This window comes from Ensifer sp. GW101-20A05 (assembly GCF_059424735.1).
This window is the reverse complement of sequence record NZ_JBWKZT010000005.1, coordinates 219847-236645: the sequence shown is the minus strand read 5'-3', so window position 1 is coordinate 236645 and position 16799 is coordinate 219847. Positions and strand designations below refer to the sequence as shown.

Below are 16799 nucleotides of genomic sequence, written 5' to 3'. Positions count from 1 at the left end.
GCTCACTTGCGCTTGGCGGAAAACGGATTGCCCGAATCCTGGTCCTTGTCCTCGGAAAGGCCTGCCGCGACCGGATCGACCAGCAGCTTGCCCGCTTCCAGATCGATCTCCAGAACCGACCATTCGGTGAAGGGGATCAGCACCGGGCGCCGGCCCGGACCTTTCAGCTCCAGAAGATCGCCGGCGCCGAAATCGAAAACGCCGCTAACCTTGCCATAGCTGCTGCCATTGCCGTCGATCGCTTCCAGCCCTTCGAGATCGGCATAGAAGAACTCGTCCTCGTCGAGGTCGTCGTCGGGCAGGTTGTCCCGCTCGATGAACAGCTCAAGACCATTGAGCGCCTCGGCGGCGTTGCGATCGTTGACACCACGGAAGCGCACGATGACGACGTTCTTCGCCTCGCGGATTTCCAGCACCTCGAAAACACGTCCGTCGGCGCTGTGCAAATTGCCGTAGTCGCCGAGCGCCGTCGGGTCGTCGGTAAAGGATTTGACCCTGACCTCGCCGCGCAAGCCTTGCGCCGCGCCGATCGTCGCCATCAGAACCGGGTTTTCGAGTTTGCTCATCGTCCGCGTCCATTTCGGGAGTTCAGGGTGCACATAACGGAAAACGGGCGGCATGGAAATGCCACCCGTTTCCTTAAAGTCACGACAGGTTGGAAGTGGACGCGGACGGAAGCCCGTGCATCCTGCTTCAAACCATTTGCCGGCTATTATTCTGCGGCAGCTTCTGCAGCGGCAGCAGCGGCGTCTTCAGCCTTCTGCTTGGCTTCAGCAGCGCGCTCCTGAGCCTTCTTGCCCGGAACAGCCTTGGTCGGGTTGCTGCGAGCCGGACGCTTTGCGAGGCCAGCCTGGTCGAGGAAGCGCAGAACGCGGTCGGTCGGCTGGGCGCCCTGGGCGATCCAGTGAGCGATGCGCTCGGCGTCGAGCTCGACGCGCTTTTCGTCGTCCTTGCCGAGCATCGGGTTCCAGGAGCCGATCTTCTCGAGGAAGCGGCCGTCACGCGGGCTGCGGGCGTCAGCAACGACGATCTGGTAGTACGGACGCTTCTTGGAACCGCCACGGGCGAGACGAATTTTCAGTGCCATTTCAATTACTCCTTGCAGGCTTTCTTGACCGCTTCGTTCAAGCGGAATGGTTTGTGCCGGCGTTGCCCGCGTTGTGCGAGCGATCGGCGGCGATGGCTTCATGATGCCGGATGACTTCCTTGATGATGAAGTTCAGGAACTTCTCGGCGAAATCCGGATCCAGATTGGCATCCTTGGCCAGGCGGCGCAGGCGTTCGATCTGGTATTCTTCGCGCGCCGGGTCGGCCGGCGGCAGATCATGCTTGGCCTTGAGAACGCCGACTGCCTGGGTGCAGCGGAAGCGTTCGGCCAGCATGTGGACGAGTGCGGCATCGATGTTGTCGATCGACTGCCGGTAACCCGCCAATTCCTGTTTGATTTCGGGATCAATCATCTCTCACCGATCCTCACTTCTTCTTCGGCAGGCCGGGAAGGCCGGGGAAACCGCCACCGAGGCCCGGAAGCTTGGCGCCGCCGAGACCCGGCAGGCCACCGCCGCCAAGACCCGGCATGCCGCCCGGCTTGAGGCCGGCTGCTTCCGCCTGCTTCTGCAGCGCTTCGAGCTGCTTCGGGTCGAGCTTCGACAGGTCGGGCACACCGCCGCCGCCGAGGCCACCAAGCCCCATCTTGTTGGCAAGGCCGCCCATCATCTGCTTCATCATGCCGCCTTTGCCCTTGCCACCCATCATCTTCATCATGTCCGCCATCTGGCGGTGCATCTTCAGAAGCTTGTTGATGTCGGCGGCATCGGTGCCGGAACCGGCGGCAATGCGCTTCTTGCGCGAATGCTTGAGCAGGTCCGGATTGGCGCGCTCGGCCTTGGTCATCGAGGAGATGATGGCGATCTGGCGTCCGAACAGCTTATCGTCGAGACCGGCGGCGGCCATCTTGTCCTTCATGCCGGCCATGCCGGGCATCAGGCCCATGATACCGCCCATGCCGCCCATCTTCTGCATCTGGCCAAGCTGGTCGGCGAGGTCGTTGAGGTCGAACTTGCCCTTGGCCATCTTGGCGGCCATGGCGGCCGCTTTTTCGGCGTCGATGTTCTCGGCCGCCTTTTCGACCAGCGAGACAATGTCGCCCATGCCGAGAATGCGGTCGGCAACACGGCGCGGATGGAACTCTTCAAGTTCGCCCATCTTTTCGCCGACACCGATGAGCTTGATCGGCTTGCCGGTGACGGCACGCATCGACAGCGCTGCACCGCCTCGGCCGTCACCGTCCATACGGGTGAGCACCAGGCCGGTGATGCCGACGCGTTCGTCGAAGCTGCGGGCAAGATTGACGGCGTCCTGACCGGTCAGCGCATCGGCGACGAGCAGGATTTCATGCGGATTGGACTTCCGCTTGATCTCCGCCATCTCGATCATCAGCGGCTCGTCGATATGGGTACGGCCGGCGGTATCGAGGATGACGACGTCATGACCGCCGAGCTTGGCGGCCTGGACCGCGCGCGCGGCGATATCGGTCGGCGACTGGCCGGTAATAACGGGCAGCGTATCGACGCCGGTCTGCACGCCGAGCTGACGCAGCTGCTCCTGGGCAGCCGGGCGGCGCGTGTCGAGCGAAGCCATCAGGACCTTTTTCTTGTCCCGCGTCTTCATCCGGCTGGCGATCTTGCCGGTGGTGGTCGTCTTACCCGAGCCCTGCAGACCGACCATCATGATGACAACCGGCGCCGGCGCGTTGAGGTCGATGGTGACTCCCTCGGAGCCGAGCATCTCGATCAGCTGATCATGGACGATCTTGACGACCATCTGGCCAGGCTTGATCGATTTCAGGATTTCGGCGCCGACGGCCTTTTCGCGAACCTTTTCAGTGAAGGAGCGCACGACGTCGAGCGCGACGTCGGCTTCGAGCAGCGCACGGCGAACCTCGCGAAGCGCAGCGGAAACATCGGCTTCCGACAATGCGCCGCGGCCGGTCAGTCCATTCAATATGGAACCAAGGCGGTCCTGGAGGCTCTCGAACATTCTCACTTCCTTCTGGTTTCCGGTGGCGATCAACTCGCCGGAAACGTGGGTTCCTTCGCGCAGAAAACAAGGCGCAAAGCCAAAAACCACCCGAGGGCGCAACGCGCTGTCGGATGTTGACCTCCGGGTTCTCTTTACACCTTTACGGGACCCGGTCGGCGGCTTCGAAGACTTGAGCTTGCGAAGGAATTGCGGCGGATAAACAGGAAAGCGCGGCAAAAGTCAAGGACGGCAGGGCAATGACGGCGTTTTGGCTCAGACCGCCTCGCCCTCGACGGCTGCATCCAGTTCGCCCGCCAGCTGCTCAAAGGCCGTCGCCACCCGCGTCATCACCCGGAGCGTAGCCACCACTTCGGTCTGATTGATATCGCCGAGCAAGGCGTGCAGCATCTCGACTTCGCGGCGATGGATTTCCTCGAACAGATCGCGTCCGGCGGCAGTCGGGACGCAAAGATAGGCGCGTCGGTGCTCCGGATTCGGCTGCCGTTCCAGCAATTGCTTGTCCATCAGCCCGGTGACGATGCGCAGCACGAACTGCCGTTTCATCGACAGGCGTCGCGCCGCGTCCGGCACAGTCAGCTGCACTTCGTAAAAAAGTTCGAGAACCGCGCGCTCCGCCACGGATATACCTGCGCCATCGAGCATATGCTCCGACGCTCGTTGCATATTGAGATGGACGGAGCGGACCAGCCGAAGGGTCTTGTAGAGGCGTTCATGCGGGTCGAATCGAACGAGCATCAAAGCACGATAGCAATCCAGTTGCTGTTTTCAAGAATTTGTTAAAGCCCGATCTTCCATCGGATGCGCCGGCGCACCATCTCATGCAATCACAGACATGCCGAAAGGCTCGGGATGAAGAAATCGCAGAACCCATACTATCGAGGCCCCGTCTCCGACCATTTCGACGGGACGCGCTTCTTCAATCCCGGCGGCAGGCCGCCCAAGGGCATGGCTGATTTGCTGCGCTGGCAGTTCGCTGGTGGCAAGGCACGCTGGCCGGCGCACAATCCAAGTCCGTTCGAGCAAGTGAAACCCGAACTCAGCGTCGAAGGCGAACGCCTGCGCGTGACGATGGTCGGCCACGCGACGTTGCTCGTCCAGGTGCACGGCGTGAACATTCTCACCGACCCCGTCTGGGCGCGTCGCGCCAGCCCTTTCGCCTTTGCCGGACCGCAGCGCTACAACGCCCCCGGCATCGAGCTCGACGATCTGCCGCCGATCGACATCGTGCTCGTCACCCACAACCACTACGACCATCTCGATGTCGAAACGCTGGCCGCACTGCAGGAGGAGCACGCGCCCCGGATCATCACCCCGCTCGGTAACGACACGATCATCCGCCACGCCGTTCCCGATGCCGAGATAACCGTGGTCGACTGGAACGACCGGGTCGATTGCGGTGATGACATCGTGATCCATGCGGAGCCCTGCCATCACTGGTCGGCCCGCGGCTCGCGCGACCGCCGCATGGCGCTCTGGGCCGCCTTCGTTCTGGAGACTCCGGCAGGCAAGATCTACCATGTCGGCGACACCGGCTTTCACGACGGCATAAATTATCGGGCCGCCCGCGAAAAACACGGGCCGTTCCGCCTCGCCAACCTGCCGTTCGGTTCCTACGAACCGCGCTGGTTTATGCAGGACCAGCACCAGAATCCGGAAGAGGCAGTGCGCGGGATGATCGATTGCGCCGCCACCCATGTCGCCGGCCACCACTGGGGCACGTTCCGCCTGACCGACGAGGGCGTCGACGAGCCGCGGCTGGCGCTGGAACGGGCGCTTGATGCGGCCGGTATCGCCCGCGCCCGCTTCCGGCCGCTGCGCCCCGGCGAGGTCTTCGACGTGCCTGCCGCTGCATCCGCCGCGGAATGAAGGCGGCACTGGTAATTTCCGGGCTTTTCCGCCATATACAGCCCGAATGAAGGGTGCCCTGCTTGACGCGGGCCGGTTTGGACCATCGCTACATGACCGACAACGTGCAATTCGCCAGAATGAACGGGCTTGGAAACAAGATCCTCGTCGTCGACATGCGCGGTCGGAAAGATCGGGTGACGCCGGCAGCCGCGATCGCGCTCAATGCCGACGCAGCAACTGCCTTCGACCAGATCATGGCGATCCACGACCCGAAGGCCACCGGCACCGATGCCTGGATCGACATCGTCAATTCCGATGGCTCCATGGCCCAGGCCTGTGGCAACGGCACGCGCTGCGTCGTCCAGGCGCTCGCCGCCGAAACCGGCAAGAAGGCCTTCCTCTTTCATACGGTCGCCGGCCTGCTCGAAGCCAAGGAACACGACGACGGCACCATATCCGTCGACATGGGAACCCCGCGCTTTGCCTGGAACGAAATCCCGCTTTCCGAGGAATTCCACGACACGCGCCGCATCGAGCTGCAGATCGGCCCGATCGACAATCCCGTGCTGCATTCGCCGTCGGTCGCCTCGATGGGTAATCCGCACGCGATCTTTTGGGTCGACAACGACGTCTGGTCCTACGATCTCGAGCGCTTCGGCCCGTTGCTCGAAAACCATCCGATCTTCCCCGAGCGCGCCAACATCTCGATTGCCCGTGTCCTTTCGCGCGGCGAACTGGATCTTCGGACCTGGGAGCGCGGCGCCGGGCTGACGCTTGCCTGCGGCTCGGCCGCCTGCGCCGCCGCCGTCAGCGCCGCCCGTACCGAACGCACCGACCGCAATGTCATCGTCAACGTGCCCGGCGGGCCGCTGACGATCGAATGGCGCGAGCGCGACGATCACGTGATCATGACCGGCCCGGCCGAATGGGAATGGTCCGGCACGCTGAACCCGACCACCGGCACCTGGCAGCGCGACGAGGCGGAGAGCGCGGGCAGCGGAGCGCGGGCGCTTTGAGCGGCGTCGAGGTCATAACCTTCGGCTGCCGTCTCAATACCTACGAATCCGAAGTGATGCGGGCCGAAGCCGAGAAGGCGGGGCTGAACAACGCCATCCTCGTCAACACCTGCGCCGTCACCGGCGAGGCCGTGCGCCAGGCGCGCCAGGCGATCCGCCGTGCCCGCCGCGACAATCCGCATGCCCGTATCATCGTCACCGGCTGCGCCGCGCAGACGGAAAAGCAGACCTTTGCCGAAATGGCTGAGGTCGACGCCGTGCTCGGCAACGAGGAGAAGCTGAAAAGCGCATCCTATCGTTCGCTGCCCGATTTCGGCGTTTCGGCGGAAGAGAAACTGCGCGTCAACGATATCATGAGCGTGCGTGCGACGGCACCGCAGATGGTCAAGCATATCGACGGCCACGTGCGCGCCTTCATCCAGGTCCAGAACGGCTGCGATCATCGCTGCACCTTCTGCATCATCCCCTATGGCCGCGGCAATTCCCGCTCCGTGCCGATGGGTGCAGTGGTCGACCAGGCGCGCAAGCTCGTTGAAACAGGCTACTGCGAGATCGTGCTCACCGGCGTCGACGCGACCAGCTACGGCGCCGACCTACCGGGTGCCCCGACGCTCGGCCTGCTTGCCAAGACGCTTTTGAAGCAGGTGCCGGAGATCCTCCGCCTGCGCCTTTCCTCGATCGACGGCATCGAGGCCGACAAACATCTCTTCGACCTGATCGCCGACGAGGCGCGCTTCATGCCGCATCTGCACCTGTCGCTGCAGCATGGCGACGACCTGATCCTGAAGCGCATGAAACGCCGCCACTCAAGCGCCGACGCCCGCGCCTTTACGGATGAAGTCCGCCGGCTGCGGCCCGAGATCAGTCTTGGCGCCGACATGATCGCCGGTTTCCCGACGGAGACCGAGGAGATGTTTGAGAATGCGACGAAGCTCGCCGAGGATTGCGGCATCGCCCATCTGCACGTCTTTCCCTATAGCCCGCGTCCTGGAACGCCGGCAGCACGTATGCCACAGCTCGATCGGGCGCTCGTCAAGGATCGCGCCGCGCGTCTGCGCGCGGTTGGCGCAACGCTCTACGCCCGCCACCTCGCAGGCATGGTCGGCAGCGAGCAGACGATCCTGGTCGAAAACAACGGGCTCGCCCACACACAAAACTTCACGCTCGTCGATGCCGCCGGCCTGAAGGCCCGCGCGCTTGTCCCGGTCTTAATCACCGGCCACAATGGCAAGCATCTGACGATGCAGGTAAAACAGATGGCTGCGGCCTGATTTATGCGGAATTCCTGAATGGCAATGGGTTTCATCAAGAGGATCTTCACCTTCGGCAAGGGCGCGGTGGAGGAAACGAAGCCGCCGGAAGGTGTGCCCGAGGAGACGATTGTCTCTTCGCCAGAGGTGGAGCCAAGTGTCGAGGCGGTGGAACCGTCTGCGCCTGTCGCCGCGGCTGAAATTGCCGAAGAGACCCCGGACGCCGCCTTCGAGCCGCCTGTCGATATCGAGACGCTGCCGCTCTCCGAGGACGATCCGGTGCTCGAAGCCGAGATCGAGACTGCGGGCGGTCCGGCTTCCGACGATGCCGAAGAGCTGACGCGTGACGAGGCCGGGGCCACACCGTTTGAGGACAGCGTTGCGATACCCCCTTCTGTCCCTTCGGGACATCTCCCCCAAAAGGAGGGAGATCAGACGGAGACCAAGGCAGCCATCGACGATGCGTCTCTAACCACCGAGACCGCGGAAGCTGTTGCCGACGAGAAGCCAGCGGATTCCCCAGCGGATTCCATTGAGATCGTCGTAACCTCCCACGTGGCCGAGACCATCGAGGGCACCGCAGAAGCCTTGCCAACTGCGGACGATGCCGAAGCGGAACTACGCGACATCACGACAGCCGAAACGCCCGTAGCTGACGCCGTGGGCGAGCCCAGCGCAATCTCCCCCCCTGTGGGGGAGATGCCCGGCAGGGCAGAGAGGGGTGAAGCCGCAGCCCTCCCCAAAAGCTTCGAAACCACAGAGAGCGACGCTGCAGAAGCAGTGGCCGAAGTCGCGCCGACCGAGGCCGGCGAAGCAGAGGTAGCCGCCGCAGCCCCTGCCCTTCCCAAGGGCTTCGCGACCACCGACAACAAGCCCAAGGACGAGCCCCTCGCCGCGCCGAAGGAAAAGCTCACCTGGTACCAGCGCCTGCGCCGCGGCCTTGCCCGCACCTCGTCGCAACTGACCGGCCAGATCGCCAGTCTCTTCACCAAGCGCAAGCTCGATGAAGCAACGCTGCAGGACCTTGAAGACCTGCTGATCCAGGCCGACCTCGGCGTCGAAACCGCGATGCGCATCACCGACACGCTCGCCTCCGAGCGCTATGGCAAGGATGTCTCCGGCGAGGACGTCTCGCGCATCATGGCCGGCGAGATCACCAAGGTGCTCGCTCCCGTCGCCAAGCCGCTGGAGCTCGACCTCAGCCACAAGCCGCATGTCATTCTGGTAGTCGGCGTCAACGGCACCGGCAAGACCACGACGATCGGCAAGCTCGCCGCCAAGCTTTCGGGCGCAGGCCTCAAGGTCATGCTTGCCGCCGGCGACACCTTCCGCGCCGCGGCGATCGAGCAGCTGAAGATCTGGGCGGAGCGCACCAAGTCCGACATCGTTTCCTCCAAGCTCGGCGCCGATGCCGCCGGTCTCGCCTATGAAGCGTTCCAGCAGGCGCGCGAGAAGAAGTCCGACGTGCTGATCATCGACACCGCCGGCCGCCTGCAGAACAAGGCGGAGCTGATGGCCGAACTTGAGAAGATCGTGCGCGTGCTCGGCAAGCTCGATCCGGATGCACCGCACACGGTGCTCCAAACGCTCGATGCCACGACCGGACAGAACGCGCTGCAGCAGGTGGAGATCTTCCGCAATATCGCCGGCGTCAGCGGTCTGATCATGACCAAGCTCGACGGCACGGCGCGCGGCGGCATCCTCGTTGCCATCTCCGCCAAGCACAAGCTGCCAGTCTATTTTATCGGCGTCGGTGAAGGCATCGACGATCTGGAGCCTTTCGAGGCCAAGGATTTCGCCGAAGCGATCGCCGGCGTTGCCGCCTGACGAGGCCGTTCTGCGCCCGCGCATTTGCGCGGGGCCGTTGCCTTGATATGGTTTTGCCGCAAAGCTGGTGTTATGAGCAGCAGGCACATGCAGAAACAGGACCCGGAAATGTCGTCGATCGAGGCTACCAAGCCGCAGAAGGAAGTCAGCCCCTTGCTCAAGATGGTGCTGGAGCTTGGACCGCTGATGGTCTTCTTCTTCGCCAATTCGCGCGGCGAATGGCTGGCCGGGCATTTCCCGGCGCTCGCCGAGCTCGGCGGTCCGATCTTCATCGCCACCGGCCTGTTCATGGCCGCGACCGCGATCGCGCTCGCCGTCTCCTGGATGCTGACCCGCACCCTGCCGATGATGCCGCTGATCTCAGGCATCGTCGTCTTCGTCTTCGGTGCGCTGACGCTGTGGCTGCAGAACGACACCTTCATCAAGATGAAGCCGACGATCGTCAACACGCTGTTCGGCGCGATCCTGCTCGGCGGTCTTCTCTTCGGTAAGTCGCTGCTCGGCTACGTCTTTCACTCCGCCTTCAAGCTCGACGAGGACGGCTGGCGCAAGCTCACGCTGCGCTGGGGTGTGTTCTTTGTGTTCCTGGCCGTGCTCAACGAAGTGGTCTGGCGTTCGTTCTCGACCGATTTCTGGGTCGCCTTCAAGGTCTGGGGCACGATGCCGATCACCATCCTCTTCACGCTCGCCCAGATGCCCTTGATCATGAAACATTCGCTTGACCAGGAGAACGCCGAGTGAGCACCGCGCTTGAGGAGAATGACAGCCGCAACCGGCACGCACTCCTCTGGCTCGCCGCCTGTTTCGCGGTTCTGCTGATACAGATCGTCACCCAGCATCTGATGGGTCGCATCTGGATCTGCGACTGCGGCTACGTCAAACTCTTCGAACCCGTCGTCAAATCCAGCGGCAACTCGCAGCACATCGCCGACTGGTACACACCCTCCCACATCATCCACGGCTTCCTGTTCTACGGCCTCGGCCACCTGCTTTTGCGCCGCAAGCCGCTGACGGCAAAGCTCTTCCTGGCGATGGCGATCGAATCCGCCTGGGAAATCGCCGAAAACACCCCCATGGTGATCAACCGCTACCGATCGGCGACGATCTCGCTCGACTATTTCGGCGACAGCATCCTGAATTCGACCATGGACACCCTGGCGATGGTCGCGGGCTTTATGTTCGCGGCCCGCATGCCCGTCTGGCTGACGGTCACGATCGCCATCGTCTTCGAGCTTTTCACTGGTTGGCTGATCCGCGACAACCTCACTTTGAACGTGCTGATGCTGGTCTGGCCGCTCGATGCCGTCAGGGATTGGCAGGCGGGGATTTAGTCGGGCTCGGCGTATAGGCCAACCTTTCACATCCAGATATCTATCGGAAGCGAACCGTTCCCTCAGCCTCCCTCATCCCTGTGCTTGTCACAGGGATCCAGCAGCGCCGCGTCCGCGGCGCTGGGGAGCTCTGTTCCGACTGGAAAGTTCCGGCCGGAAGCGAACTTTTCAGAAATGTGCCGCTAGGCGAGCTGTGGCTGCTTCTGGTCGGGATGTCATTCACGGTGCAGACGCACCGTGGCTGGATCCCTGTGACAAGCACAGGGATGAGGTGGGTGAAGTAGCCCCCGGCGAAAAACTGCCCCGGTTCTCGGTCAGGTTTTACAGCCCCAACTGCTCTCGAAATGGCCCGAACCACTCACGAGCCGGCGGTAGCCTTCTCGATGGCCGGCAGCAGTCCATTCTTGACGCTGTTCTCGTCGAACGGGCCGACACGCTTGTAGAGGATCGTGCCATCGGCGCCGACCAGATAGGATTCCGGAATACCGTAGACACCCCAATCGATCGCCGCCTTGCCGCGGGGATCGACGCCGACGGCGGAAAATGGATTGCCGAGCTCGCCGAGGAAACGCAGCGCGTTTTCGTTCTGGTCCTTGTAATTGATGCCGACGACGGTGAGCCGCGGGTCCTTCGACAGTTCCAGAATGAAGGGATGCTCCTGACGGCAGGGCACGCACCAGGAGGCCCAGACGTTGACGAGCGTCAGCTTGCCTTTGATCGCCACGTCGGTCAGCGCCGGCATCGGCTGGCCATCGCGGGTCGCCCCTTCGAGTGCAGGAAGGTCGAGTTTCGGCGCCTTCGTGCCGATCAGTGCGGACGGGATCTCGCTCACGTCCTTGCCGGAATTGAGTTGGCTCCAGAAGATCGCCGCAAGCCCGGCGAAAATGATGAGCGGCAGTGCCGCGAGCACGAAACGCATCGGCCCCGGTTTGCGCTCGTCGCTGCCGGGCGCAGGAGTGCTGGTCATCGTGTCTCTCCCGACGCCGGTTCGGCCGAGCGCCTGCGGATGCCGGATGCTTCGAGCTCGGCAAGTTCGCGCCGGCGCGCGCGCCCATCCAGAACCACCCAGCCGATCAGGCCGAGGACGGTCAGCGTCGCTATTCCATAACTCGTGAAGACGTAAGCGGCGTGGCTCATCATTTCGTGCGCGCTCCCCGGCCAGCGCTGCGCGCCGCCAGACGGCGCAGCGCAGTGACCCGCCGGCGCAGGATTTCGTTGCGCATGGCGGCGATGTGCAGCGTGAAGAACAGAAGCGTGAAGGCAACCGCCATCACGATCAGCGGCCACAGGAACTCGGGATCGATCGTCGGCCCGTCGAGCCGCATGACGCTCGCCGGTTGATGCAGCGTGTTCCACCATTCGACCGAGAACTTGATGATCGGGATATTGACGAAACCGACCAGCACCAGCACTGCGGAAACCTTGGAAGACCGTGCGGGGTCGTCGATCGCGCGGTTGAGCGCCATCAGTCCCAGATACATGAGGAACAGCACAAAGACCGACGTCAGCCGCGCGTCCCAGACCCACCAGGTGCCCCACATCGGCTTGCCCCAAAGCGAGCCGGTGACGAGCGCCAGGAAAGTGAAACAGGCGCCAATCGGCGCGGCCGCGCGCGAAGAAACATCTGCCAGCGGATGGCGCCAAACGAGCGTGCCAAGCGCTGCCAGCGCCATCACCGAATAACACATCATCGACAGCCAGGCAGCGGGCACGTGCACATACATGATGCGCACCGTCTCGCCCTGCTGGTAGTCGCCTTCTGTGGCGAAGGACAGCCAGAGGCCGACGGCGAAGAACAGCGCGGTCAGGCCGGCAAGCCACGGCAGCAGACGGTCGGCCAGCGCCAGGAACCGTGTCGGGTTGGCGAGGTCGCTGAATTTGCGGATGGCCAGGCTGTTTTCGCTCATGATGGCTCTTTAACGCTTAAGTCCCCCTGCTGCAATTGATCCGCGTCAATCGACCGATCACGATCAGTTTGGGCCGCCAATCATAAACGTGATCGATCTGAAGGACTTAGCGACGGCTGCGACGGAAAACCGCAAACTGTTTCAGCCGTTCCGCTCTCATTGCGTCAATCGGACGCGTGCCGAAGTGCTGCGGCGGCGGCAACCGGCCCGATGACGGCAAAGAACAGGGTGATCGCCGCGAGGATCATCAGGGGCGGCAGGAACGGCGCCGGGTCCTCGATCGCCGCATAGACGGCGCTGACGCCGAAGATCAGCACCGGGATCGCAAGCGGCAGCACCAGGATCGACACCAGCAGCCCGCCCCGTGGCAACGACACGGCGACGGCAGCGCCGACCGCACCGATGAAGGTGATCGCCGGCGTGCCGATCAGAAGCGTCAGCATGGTGGCGCCGATCGCGATCTCGCGCATGTTCATGAAGAGACCGAGCAAGGGCGAGGCGATCACCAGCGGCAGGCCGGTCGCTGCCCAATGGGCCGCGCATTTGACGAAGACGGTGAAAAGCAGCGGCGTCTCCTGCATCAGCATCAGGTCGAGCGAACCGTCGTCCCGCTCCGCCTGGAACAGGCGGTCGAGACCGAGTAGCGAGGCGAGCAGCGCGCCGATCCACAGGATCGCCGGGCCGATGCGCGAAAGCAGGTTCAGATCCGGGCCGACGCCGAAGGGAATGACCGCGACCACGGTCATGAAGAAGAGCACGCCGATCATCGCGCCGCCGCCGGCGCGTATCGACAGCTTCAGATCGCGGAAGAAGAGCGCGATCATGCCGGCACTCTCCCGGCAGCGAGCACGGACGCGCTTTTACGCATCATGCCAGAGCCCTCCCGCGAAATGCTCGAAGCCCTTCATGTGCAATTCCCTCGTTTGATCGAGCCCCAGCGGTTGATGCGTCGCTGCGATCACGATGCCGCCCTTCCCGAGATGCGCCTTTACCAGGTCGGCAAACAGCCGATCGGCGCCGGCGTCGAGTGCCGCGGTCGGCTCGTCGAGAATCCAGATCGGACGATGGGCGACGAGCAGCTTCGCCATCGCCATGCGGCGCTGCTGGCCGGCCGAGAGATATCCGAAGGGCAGATGCGCGATATCAGGCAGGCCGACCGCTTCGACCGCCTCGGTAAGAGCGATTCCGACGCCGCCGGGCGAATCGCCCATGAAACGCTGCCAGAAGGAAAGATTTTCTGCGACGGTCAATTCGCGCTTCATCGCGTTGCGATGCCCGAGATAGTGGCTGAGCTCCGATGGGTGAGCTATTTCTGGGGGGGCGTTCTCAAGTTTCAAATGTCCGCTTTCGGGGCTCAGCAACCCGGCCAGAACCCGCAGCAAAGTCGACTTTCCCGAGCCGTTCGGACCCGTCACCACAAGGGCCTCACCGGTATCGAGCGCAAAGGAAATATCGTTAAAAATCAGATCCTCGCCGCGCTTCGCACTCAAACCTTCAGCCAGCAGGCGCATGAATATTAGACTTCCCTTCGCGTGTCTTCCGCAGAGCAAAAAAAGTTCCAATTGGACCTTCGTTGCTCTGGCACGTTTTGGAGAAATTATCTATAAGGCGGCCAACACGCCAGCGGTCGGCGTGAATTTCATCCTAGCGCCGAACATGGAATGAATTTCCACGTACGGACAGCGGAAATGGCCGCACCCGCATCCCAATTCGCGCTTCATTGCGCTCGGGCGTTCGTACGTCAGTTTTTGGCGATCAGACGGAACGGGGTATTATCCAGTGTCCAAATCCCTAGACAGCTTCAATTGTCGCTCCACGCTCACCGTCAACGGTGTGGACTACGTCTATTACAGCCTGCCGAAGGCGGAGGCGAACGGTCTCGCCGGCGTTTCCAAGCTGCCCTACTCGATGAAGGTTCTGCTCGAGAACCTGCTGCGCAATGAAGACGGCCGCTCCGTCACCAAGAAGGACATCGAGAACGTTGCCGCCTGGCTCAACGACAAGGGCACGGCTGAAAACGAAATCGCCTACCGCCCGGCCCGCGTGCTGATGCAGGACTTCACCGGCGTTCCCGCCGTGGTCGACCTCGCTGCAATGCGCGACGCCATGGTCTCGCTCGGCGGCGACCCGGAAAAGATCAACCCGCTCGTTCCCGTCGACCTCGTCATCGACCACTCCGTCATCGTCGACGAATTCGGCACGCCGAACGCCTTTGCCCGCAACGTCGAGCTCGAATACCAGCGCAACGGCGAGCGCTACCGCTTCCTGAAGTGGGGCCAGCAGGCGTTCAAGAACTTCCGCGTCGTCCCGCCCGGCACCGGCATCTGTCACCAGGTCAATCTGGAGTATCTGGGCCAGACCGTCTGGACCCGTGAAGAAGATGGCGAAATCACCGCCTACCCGGATACCTGCGTCGGCACCGACAGCCACACCACCATGATCAACGGCCTTGGCGTTCTCGGCTGGGGCGTTGGCGGTATCGAAGCTGAAGCCGCGATGCTCGGCCAGCCGGTCTCCATGCTTCTGCCTGAAGTCATCGGCTTCAAGCTGACGGGCAAGCTGAAAGAGGGCGTCACCGCGACCGACCTCGTGCTCATGGTCGTTCAGATGCTGCGCAAGAAGGGCGTCGTTTCGAAGTTCGTCGAATTCTTCGGCCCGGGCCTCGACAACATGACGCTCGCTGACCGTGCGACCATCGGCAACATGGGTCCGGAATACGGCGCCACCTGCGGCTTCTTCCCGGTCGACAGCGAGACCATCAACTACCTCACCATGTCCGGCCGCGAAGAGCAGCGCATTTCGCTCGTCGAAGCCTATTCCAGGGCGCAAGGCATGTGGCGCGACGGTGACGGCTCGGAGCTTGTCTTTACCGACACGCTGGAACTCGACCTCGGCGACGTCGTTCCCGCTATGGCTGGTCCGAAGCGTCCAGAAGGCCGCATCCCGCTCGAAAGCATCGCGTCGGGCTTCGCAACCGCGCTCGAAGGCGACTACAAGAAGCCGGGCCAGCTTTCGAACCGCTACGCCGTAGAAGGCACCGATTTCGATCTCGGCCATGGCGACGTTGCCATCGCTGCGATCACGTCGTGCACCAACACCTCCAACCCGTCGGTTCTGATCGCCGCCGGCCTGCTCGCCCGCAACGCCGTTGCCAAGGGCCTGAAGTCCAAGCCCTGGGTCAAGACCTCGCTCGCACCGGGATCGCAGGTCGTCGGTGAGTACCTGGCCAAGTCCGGCCTGCAGAAGGACCTCGACGCGCTCGGCTTCAACCTCGTCGGCTTTGGCTGCACCACCTGCATCGGCAACTCCGGTCCGCTGCCGGCGCCGATCTCGAAGACGATCAACGACAAGGGCCTGATCGCCGCCGGCGTTCTCTCCGGCAACCGCAACTTCGAAGGCCGTATCTCGCCGGACGTCCAGGCAAACTACCTCGCCTCGCCGCCGCTCGTCGTCGCCTATGCACTCGCCGGTACGGTCCAGAAGGACCTGACCAACGAACCGCTCGGCGAAGACAAGGACGGCAACCCGGTCTTCCTCAAGGACATCTGGCCGACCTCCAAGGAAATCCAGGAGTTCATCTTCAAGTACGTCACCCGCGAACTCTACGCGACCAAGTACGCGGACGTCTTCAAGGGCGACGAAAACTGGCAGGCCGTTCAGGTTCCTCCGGGCCAGACCTACGCCTGGGACGATGGCTCGACCTACGTGCAGAACCCACCCTACTTCGTCGGCATGGGCAAGTCCGGCTCGGGCATCTCCGACATCAAGGGCGCGCGCGTCCTCGGCCTATTCGGCGACAAGATCACCACCGACCACATCTCGCCGGCCGGTTCGATCAAGGCTGCCTCGCCGGCTGGTGCCTACCTCATCGGTCATGGCGTCGGCGTTGCCGACTTCAACCAGTACGGTACGCGTCGCGGCAACCATGAGGTGATGATGCGCGGCACGTTTGCCAACATCCGCATCCGCAACCACATGCTCGGCCCGAACGGCAAGGAAGGTGGCTACACCATCCACTATCCGTCGAAGGAAGAGATGTCGATCTACGACGCCGCCATGCAATACAAGGAAGAGGGCGTTCCGCTCGTCATCTTCGCCGGCGTCGAATACGGCAACGGTTCGTCGCGCGACTGGGCTGCGAAGGGCACCAATCTGCTCGGCGTCAAGGCCGTCATCGCGCAGTCGTTCGAGCGTATCCACCGCTCGAACCTGGTCGGCATGGGCGTCATCCCCTTCGTCTTCGAAGAAGGCACGACCTGGGAATCGCTGGGCCTCAAGGGCGATGAAATCGTCACCATCGACAACCTCGCCAATGTCCAGCCTCGCGAAAAGCGCGTTGCCAAGGTCACCTATGGCGACGGCAGCGCGAAGGAAATTCCGCTGATCTGCCGGATCGATACGCTGGACGAAGTGACCTACGTCAACAACGGCGGCATCCTGCAGACGGTTCTGCGCGACCTCGCCGCCTGATCGCCAGACCATCGCGAAGCATTGGAGCCGGGACGCCGAGAGGCGACCCGGCTCTTTCTTTGGTTGTCAAATCCCAAAACGTCCCAACACAAGCCTGTGCTCACCCGC

17 protein-coding genes are annotated in these 16799 nt (G+C 62.9%); 7 read left to right on the top strand and 10 right to left on the bottom strand.

What is annotated here, in order from left to right:
• Positions 1 to 2: 2 nt before the first annotated feature.
• The 5 genes from rimM to AC070A_RS15480 all read right to left on the bottom strand — a co-directional run bounded on the left by rimM (position 3) and on the right by AC070A_RS15480 (position 3684).
• Positions 3 to 566 carry a ribosome maturation factor RimM gene (gene rimM, locus AC070A_RS15500; RefSeq protein ID WP_113736958.1) on the bottom strand — a complete coding sequence of 188 codons (564 nt, stop codon included), beginning with the start codon at positions 564 to 566 and terminating at the stop codon, positions 3 to 5.
• Positions 567 to 712: 146 nt separating this feature from the next.
• Positions 713 to 1087, bottom strand: a complete 375-nt coding sequence (gene rpsP, locus AC070A_RS15495; protein WP_057254922.1) for a 30S ribosomal protein S16 — start codon at positions 1085 to 1087, stop codon at positions 713 to 715.
• A 37-nt stretch (positions 1088 to 1124) separates the two neighbouring features.
• A complete protein-coding gene (locus tag AC070A_RS15490) occupies positions 1125 to 1460 on the bottom strand; it encodes a chorismate mutase (protein ID WP_065374094.1) in 336 nt (111 codons plus the stop codon).
• Positions 1461 to 1473: 13 nt separating this feature from the next.
• Positions 1474 to 3039, bottom strand: a complete 1566-nt coding sequence (gene ffh / locus AC070A_RS15485) for a signal recognition particle protein (protein ID WP_093233080.1) — start codon at positions 3037 to 3039, stop codon at positions 1474 to 1476.
• Between the two features lie 255 nt (positions 3040 to 3294).
• Positions 3295 to 3684, bottom strand: a complete 390-nt coding sequence (locus AC070A_RS15480) for a MarR family winged helix-turn-helix transcriptional regulator (protein WP_255571351.1) — start codon at positions 3682 to 3684, stop codon at positions 3295 to 3297.
• Between the two features lie 207 nt (positions 3685 to 3891).
• Between AC070A_RS15480 and AC070A_RS15475 the strand changes: the two genes are divergently transcribed.
• The 6 genes from AC070A_RS15475 (at position 3892) to AC070A_RS15450 (ending at position 10314) form a co-directional block, all read left to right on the top strand.
• On the top strand, positions 3892 to 4908 hold the full coding sequence (locus AC070A_RS15475) for an MBL fold metallo-hydrolase (RefSeq protein ID WP_112995655.1): 1017 nt from the start codon (positions 3892 to 3894) through the stop codon (positions 4906 to 4908).
• Positions 4909 to 5000: 92 nt separating this feature from the next.
• Entirely contained in the window at positions 5001 to 5906 is a 906-nt protein-coding gene (dapF, locus tag AC070A_RS15470; RefSeq protein WP_058321794.1) for a diaminopimelate epimerase, read from the top strand.
• Entirely contained in the window at positions 5903 to 7177 is a 1275-nt protein-coding gene (mtaB, locus tag AC070A_RS15465; RefSeq protein ID WP_112995654.1) for a tRNA (N(6)-L-threonylcarbamoyladenosine(37)-C(2))-methylthiotransferase MtaB, read from the top strand. Before dapF ends, mtaB begins: the two co-directional genes overlap by 4 nt.
• An 18-nt stretch (positions 7178 to 7195) precedes the next feature.
• Positions 7196 to 8983, top strand: coding sequence for a signal recognition particle-docking protein FtsY (gene ftsY, locus AC070A_RS15460; RefSeq protein WP_112995653.1), 1788 nt, complete (start codon positions 7196 to 7198; stop codon positions 8981 to 8983).
• Between the two features lie 108 nt (positions 8984 to 9091).
• Positions 9092 to 9724 (top strand): septation protein A, encoded by a 633-nt coding sequence (locus AC070A_RS15455; protein ID WP_112995713.1) that lies wholly within the window; start codon positions 9092 to 9094, stop codon positions 9722 to 9724.
• Positions 9721 to 10314 (top strand): DUF2585 domain-containing protein, encoded by a 594-nt coding sequence (locus AC070A_RS15450; RefSeq protein ID WP_057254915.1) that lies wholly within the window; start codon positions 9721 to 9723, stop codon positions 10312 to 10314. Before AC070A_RS15455 ends, AC070A_RS15450 begins: the two co-directional genes overlap by 4 nt.
• A 358-nt stretch (positions 10315 to 10672) precedes the next feature.
• On the opposite strand, the gene AC070A_RS15445 is transcribed toward AC070A_RS15450, so the two are convergent.
• The 5 genes from AC070A_RS15445 to ccmA all read right to left on the bottom strand — a co-directional run bounded on the left by AC070A_RS15445 (position 10673) and on the right by ccmA (position 13732).
• A complete protein-coding gene (locus AC070A_RS15445) occupies positions 10673 to 11281 on the bottom strand; it encodes a DsbE family thiol:disulfide interchange protein (RefSeq protein ID WP_057254914.1) in 609 nt (202 codons plus the stop codon).
• Positions 11278 to 11454 (bottom strand): heme exporter protein CcmD, encoded by a 177-nt coding sequence (gene ccmD / locus AC070A_RS15440; RefSeq protein ID WP_082616171.1) that lies wholly within the window; start codon positions 11452 to 11454, stop codon positions 11278 to 11280. The genes AC070A_RS15445 and ccmD overlap by 4 nt, the downstream gene beginning before the upstream one ends.
• Positions 11451 to 12221 (bottom strand): heme ABC transporter permease, encoded by a 771-nt coding sequence (locus tag AC070A_RS15435; protein WP_112995651.1) that lies wholly within the window; start codon positions 12219 to 12221, stop codon positions 11451 to 11453. The genes ccmD and AC070A_RS15435 overlap by 4 nt, the downstream gene beginning before the upstream one ends.
• A gap of 164 nt (positions 12222 to 12385) precedes the next feature.
• Positions 12386 to 13045: a heme exporter protein CcmB gene (ccmB, locus tag AC070A_RS15430; protein ID WP_112995650.1), complete on the bottom strand. Its 660-nt coding sequence runs from the start codon at positions 13043 to 13045 to the stop codon at positions 12386 to 12388.
• Between the two features lie 36 nt (positions 13046 to 13081).
• Positions 13082 to 13732: a heme ABC exporter ATP-binding protein CcmA gene (gene ccmA, locus AC070A_RS15425; protein WP_057254912.1), complete on the bottom strand. Its 651-nt coding sequence runs from the start codon at positions 13730 to 13732 to the stop codon at positions 13082 to 13084.
• Positions 13733 to 14000: 268 nt separating this feature from the next.
• On the opposite strand from ccmA, the gene acnA reads away from it, so the two are divergent.
• Positions 14001 to 16691 (top strand): aconitate hydratase AcnA, encoded by a 2691-nt coding sequence (gene acnA, locus AC070A_RS15420; protein ID WP_112995649.1) that lies wholly within the window; start codon positions 14001 to 14003, stop codon positions 16689 to 16691.
• The last annotated feature ends 108 nt before the right edge of the window (positions 16692 to 16799 follow it).

What these genes read in the sequence shown, in the direction of transcription:
- AC070A_RS15445 (WP_057254914.1), bottom strand. Translation starts at nt 11,281, where the DNA reads ATGACCAGCACTCCTGCGCCCGGCAGCGACGAGCGCAAACCGGGGCCG.
- AC070A_RS15475 (WP_112995655.1), top strand. Translation starts at nt 3,892, where the DNA reads ATGAAGAAATCGCAGAACCCATACTATCGAGGCCCCGTCTCCGACCAT.
- ccmB (WP_112995650.1), bottom strand. Translation starts at nt 13,045, where the DNA reads ATGATCGCGCTCTTCTTCCGCGATCTGAAGCTGTCGATACGCGCCGGC.
- AC070A_RS15480 (WP_255571351.1), bottom strand. Translation starts at nt 3,684, where the DNA reads ATGCTCGATGGCGCAGGTATATCCGTGGCGGAGCGCGCGGTTCTCGAA.
- ccmD (WP_082616171.1), bottom strand. Translation starts at nt 11,454, where the DNA reads ATGATGAGCCACGCCGCTTACGTCTTCACGAGTTATGGAATAGCGACG.
- ffh (WP_093233080.1), bottom strand. Translation starts at nt 3,039, where the DNA reads ATGTTCGAGAGCCTCCAGGACCGCCTTGGTTCCATATTGAATGGACTG.
- ccmA (WP_057254912.1), bottom strand. Translation starts at nt 13,732, where the DNA reads ATGCGCCTGCTGGCTGAAGGTTTGAGTGCGAAGCGCGGCGAGGATCTG.
- ftsY (WP_112995653.1), top strand. Translation starts at nt 7,196, where the DNA reads ATGGCAATGGGTTTCATCAAGAGGATCTTCACCTTCGGCAAGGGCGCG.
- dapF (WP_058321794.1), top strand. Translation starts at nt 5,001, where the DNA reads ATGACCGACAACGTGCAATTCGCCAGAATGAACGGGCTTGGAAACAAG.
- AC070A_RS15490 (WP_065374094.1), bottom strand. Translation starts at nt 1,460, where the DNA reads ATGATTGATCCCGAAATCAAACAGGAATTGGCGGGTTACCGGCAGTCG.
- AC070A_RS15455 (WP_112995713.1), top strand. Translation starts at nt 9,092, where the DNA reads ATGTCGTCGATCGAGGCTACCAAGCCGCAGAAGGAAGTCAGCCCCTTG.
- rpsP (WP_057254922.1), bottom strand. Translation starts at nt 1,087, where the DNA reads ATGGCACTGAAAATTCGTCTCGCCCGTGGCGGTTCCAAGAAGCGTCCG.
- AC070A_RS15435 (WP_112995651.1), bottom strand. Translation starts at nt 12,221, where the DNA reads ATGAGCGAAAACAGCCTGGCCATCCGCAAATTCAGCGACCTCGCCAAC.
- rimM (WP_113736958.1), bottom strand. Translation starts at nt 566, where the DNA reads ATGAGCAAACTCGAAAACCCGGTTCTGATGGCGACGATCGGCGCGGCG.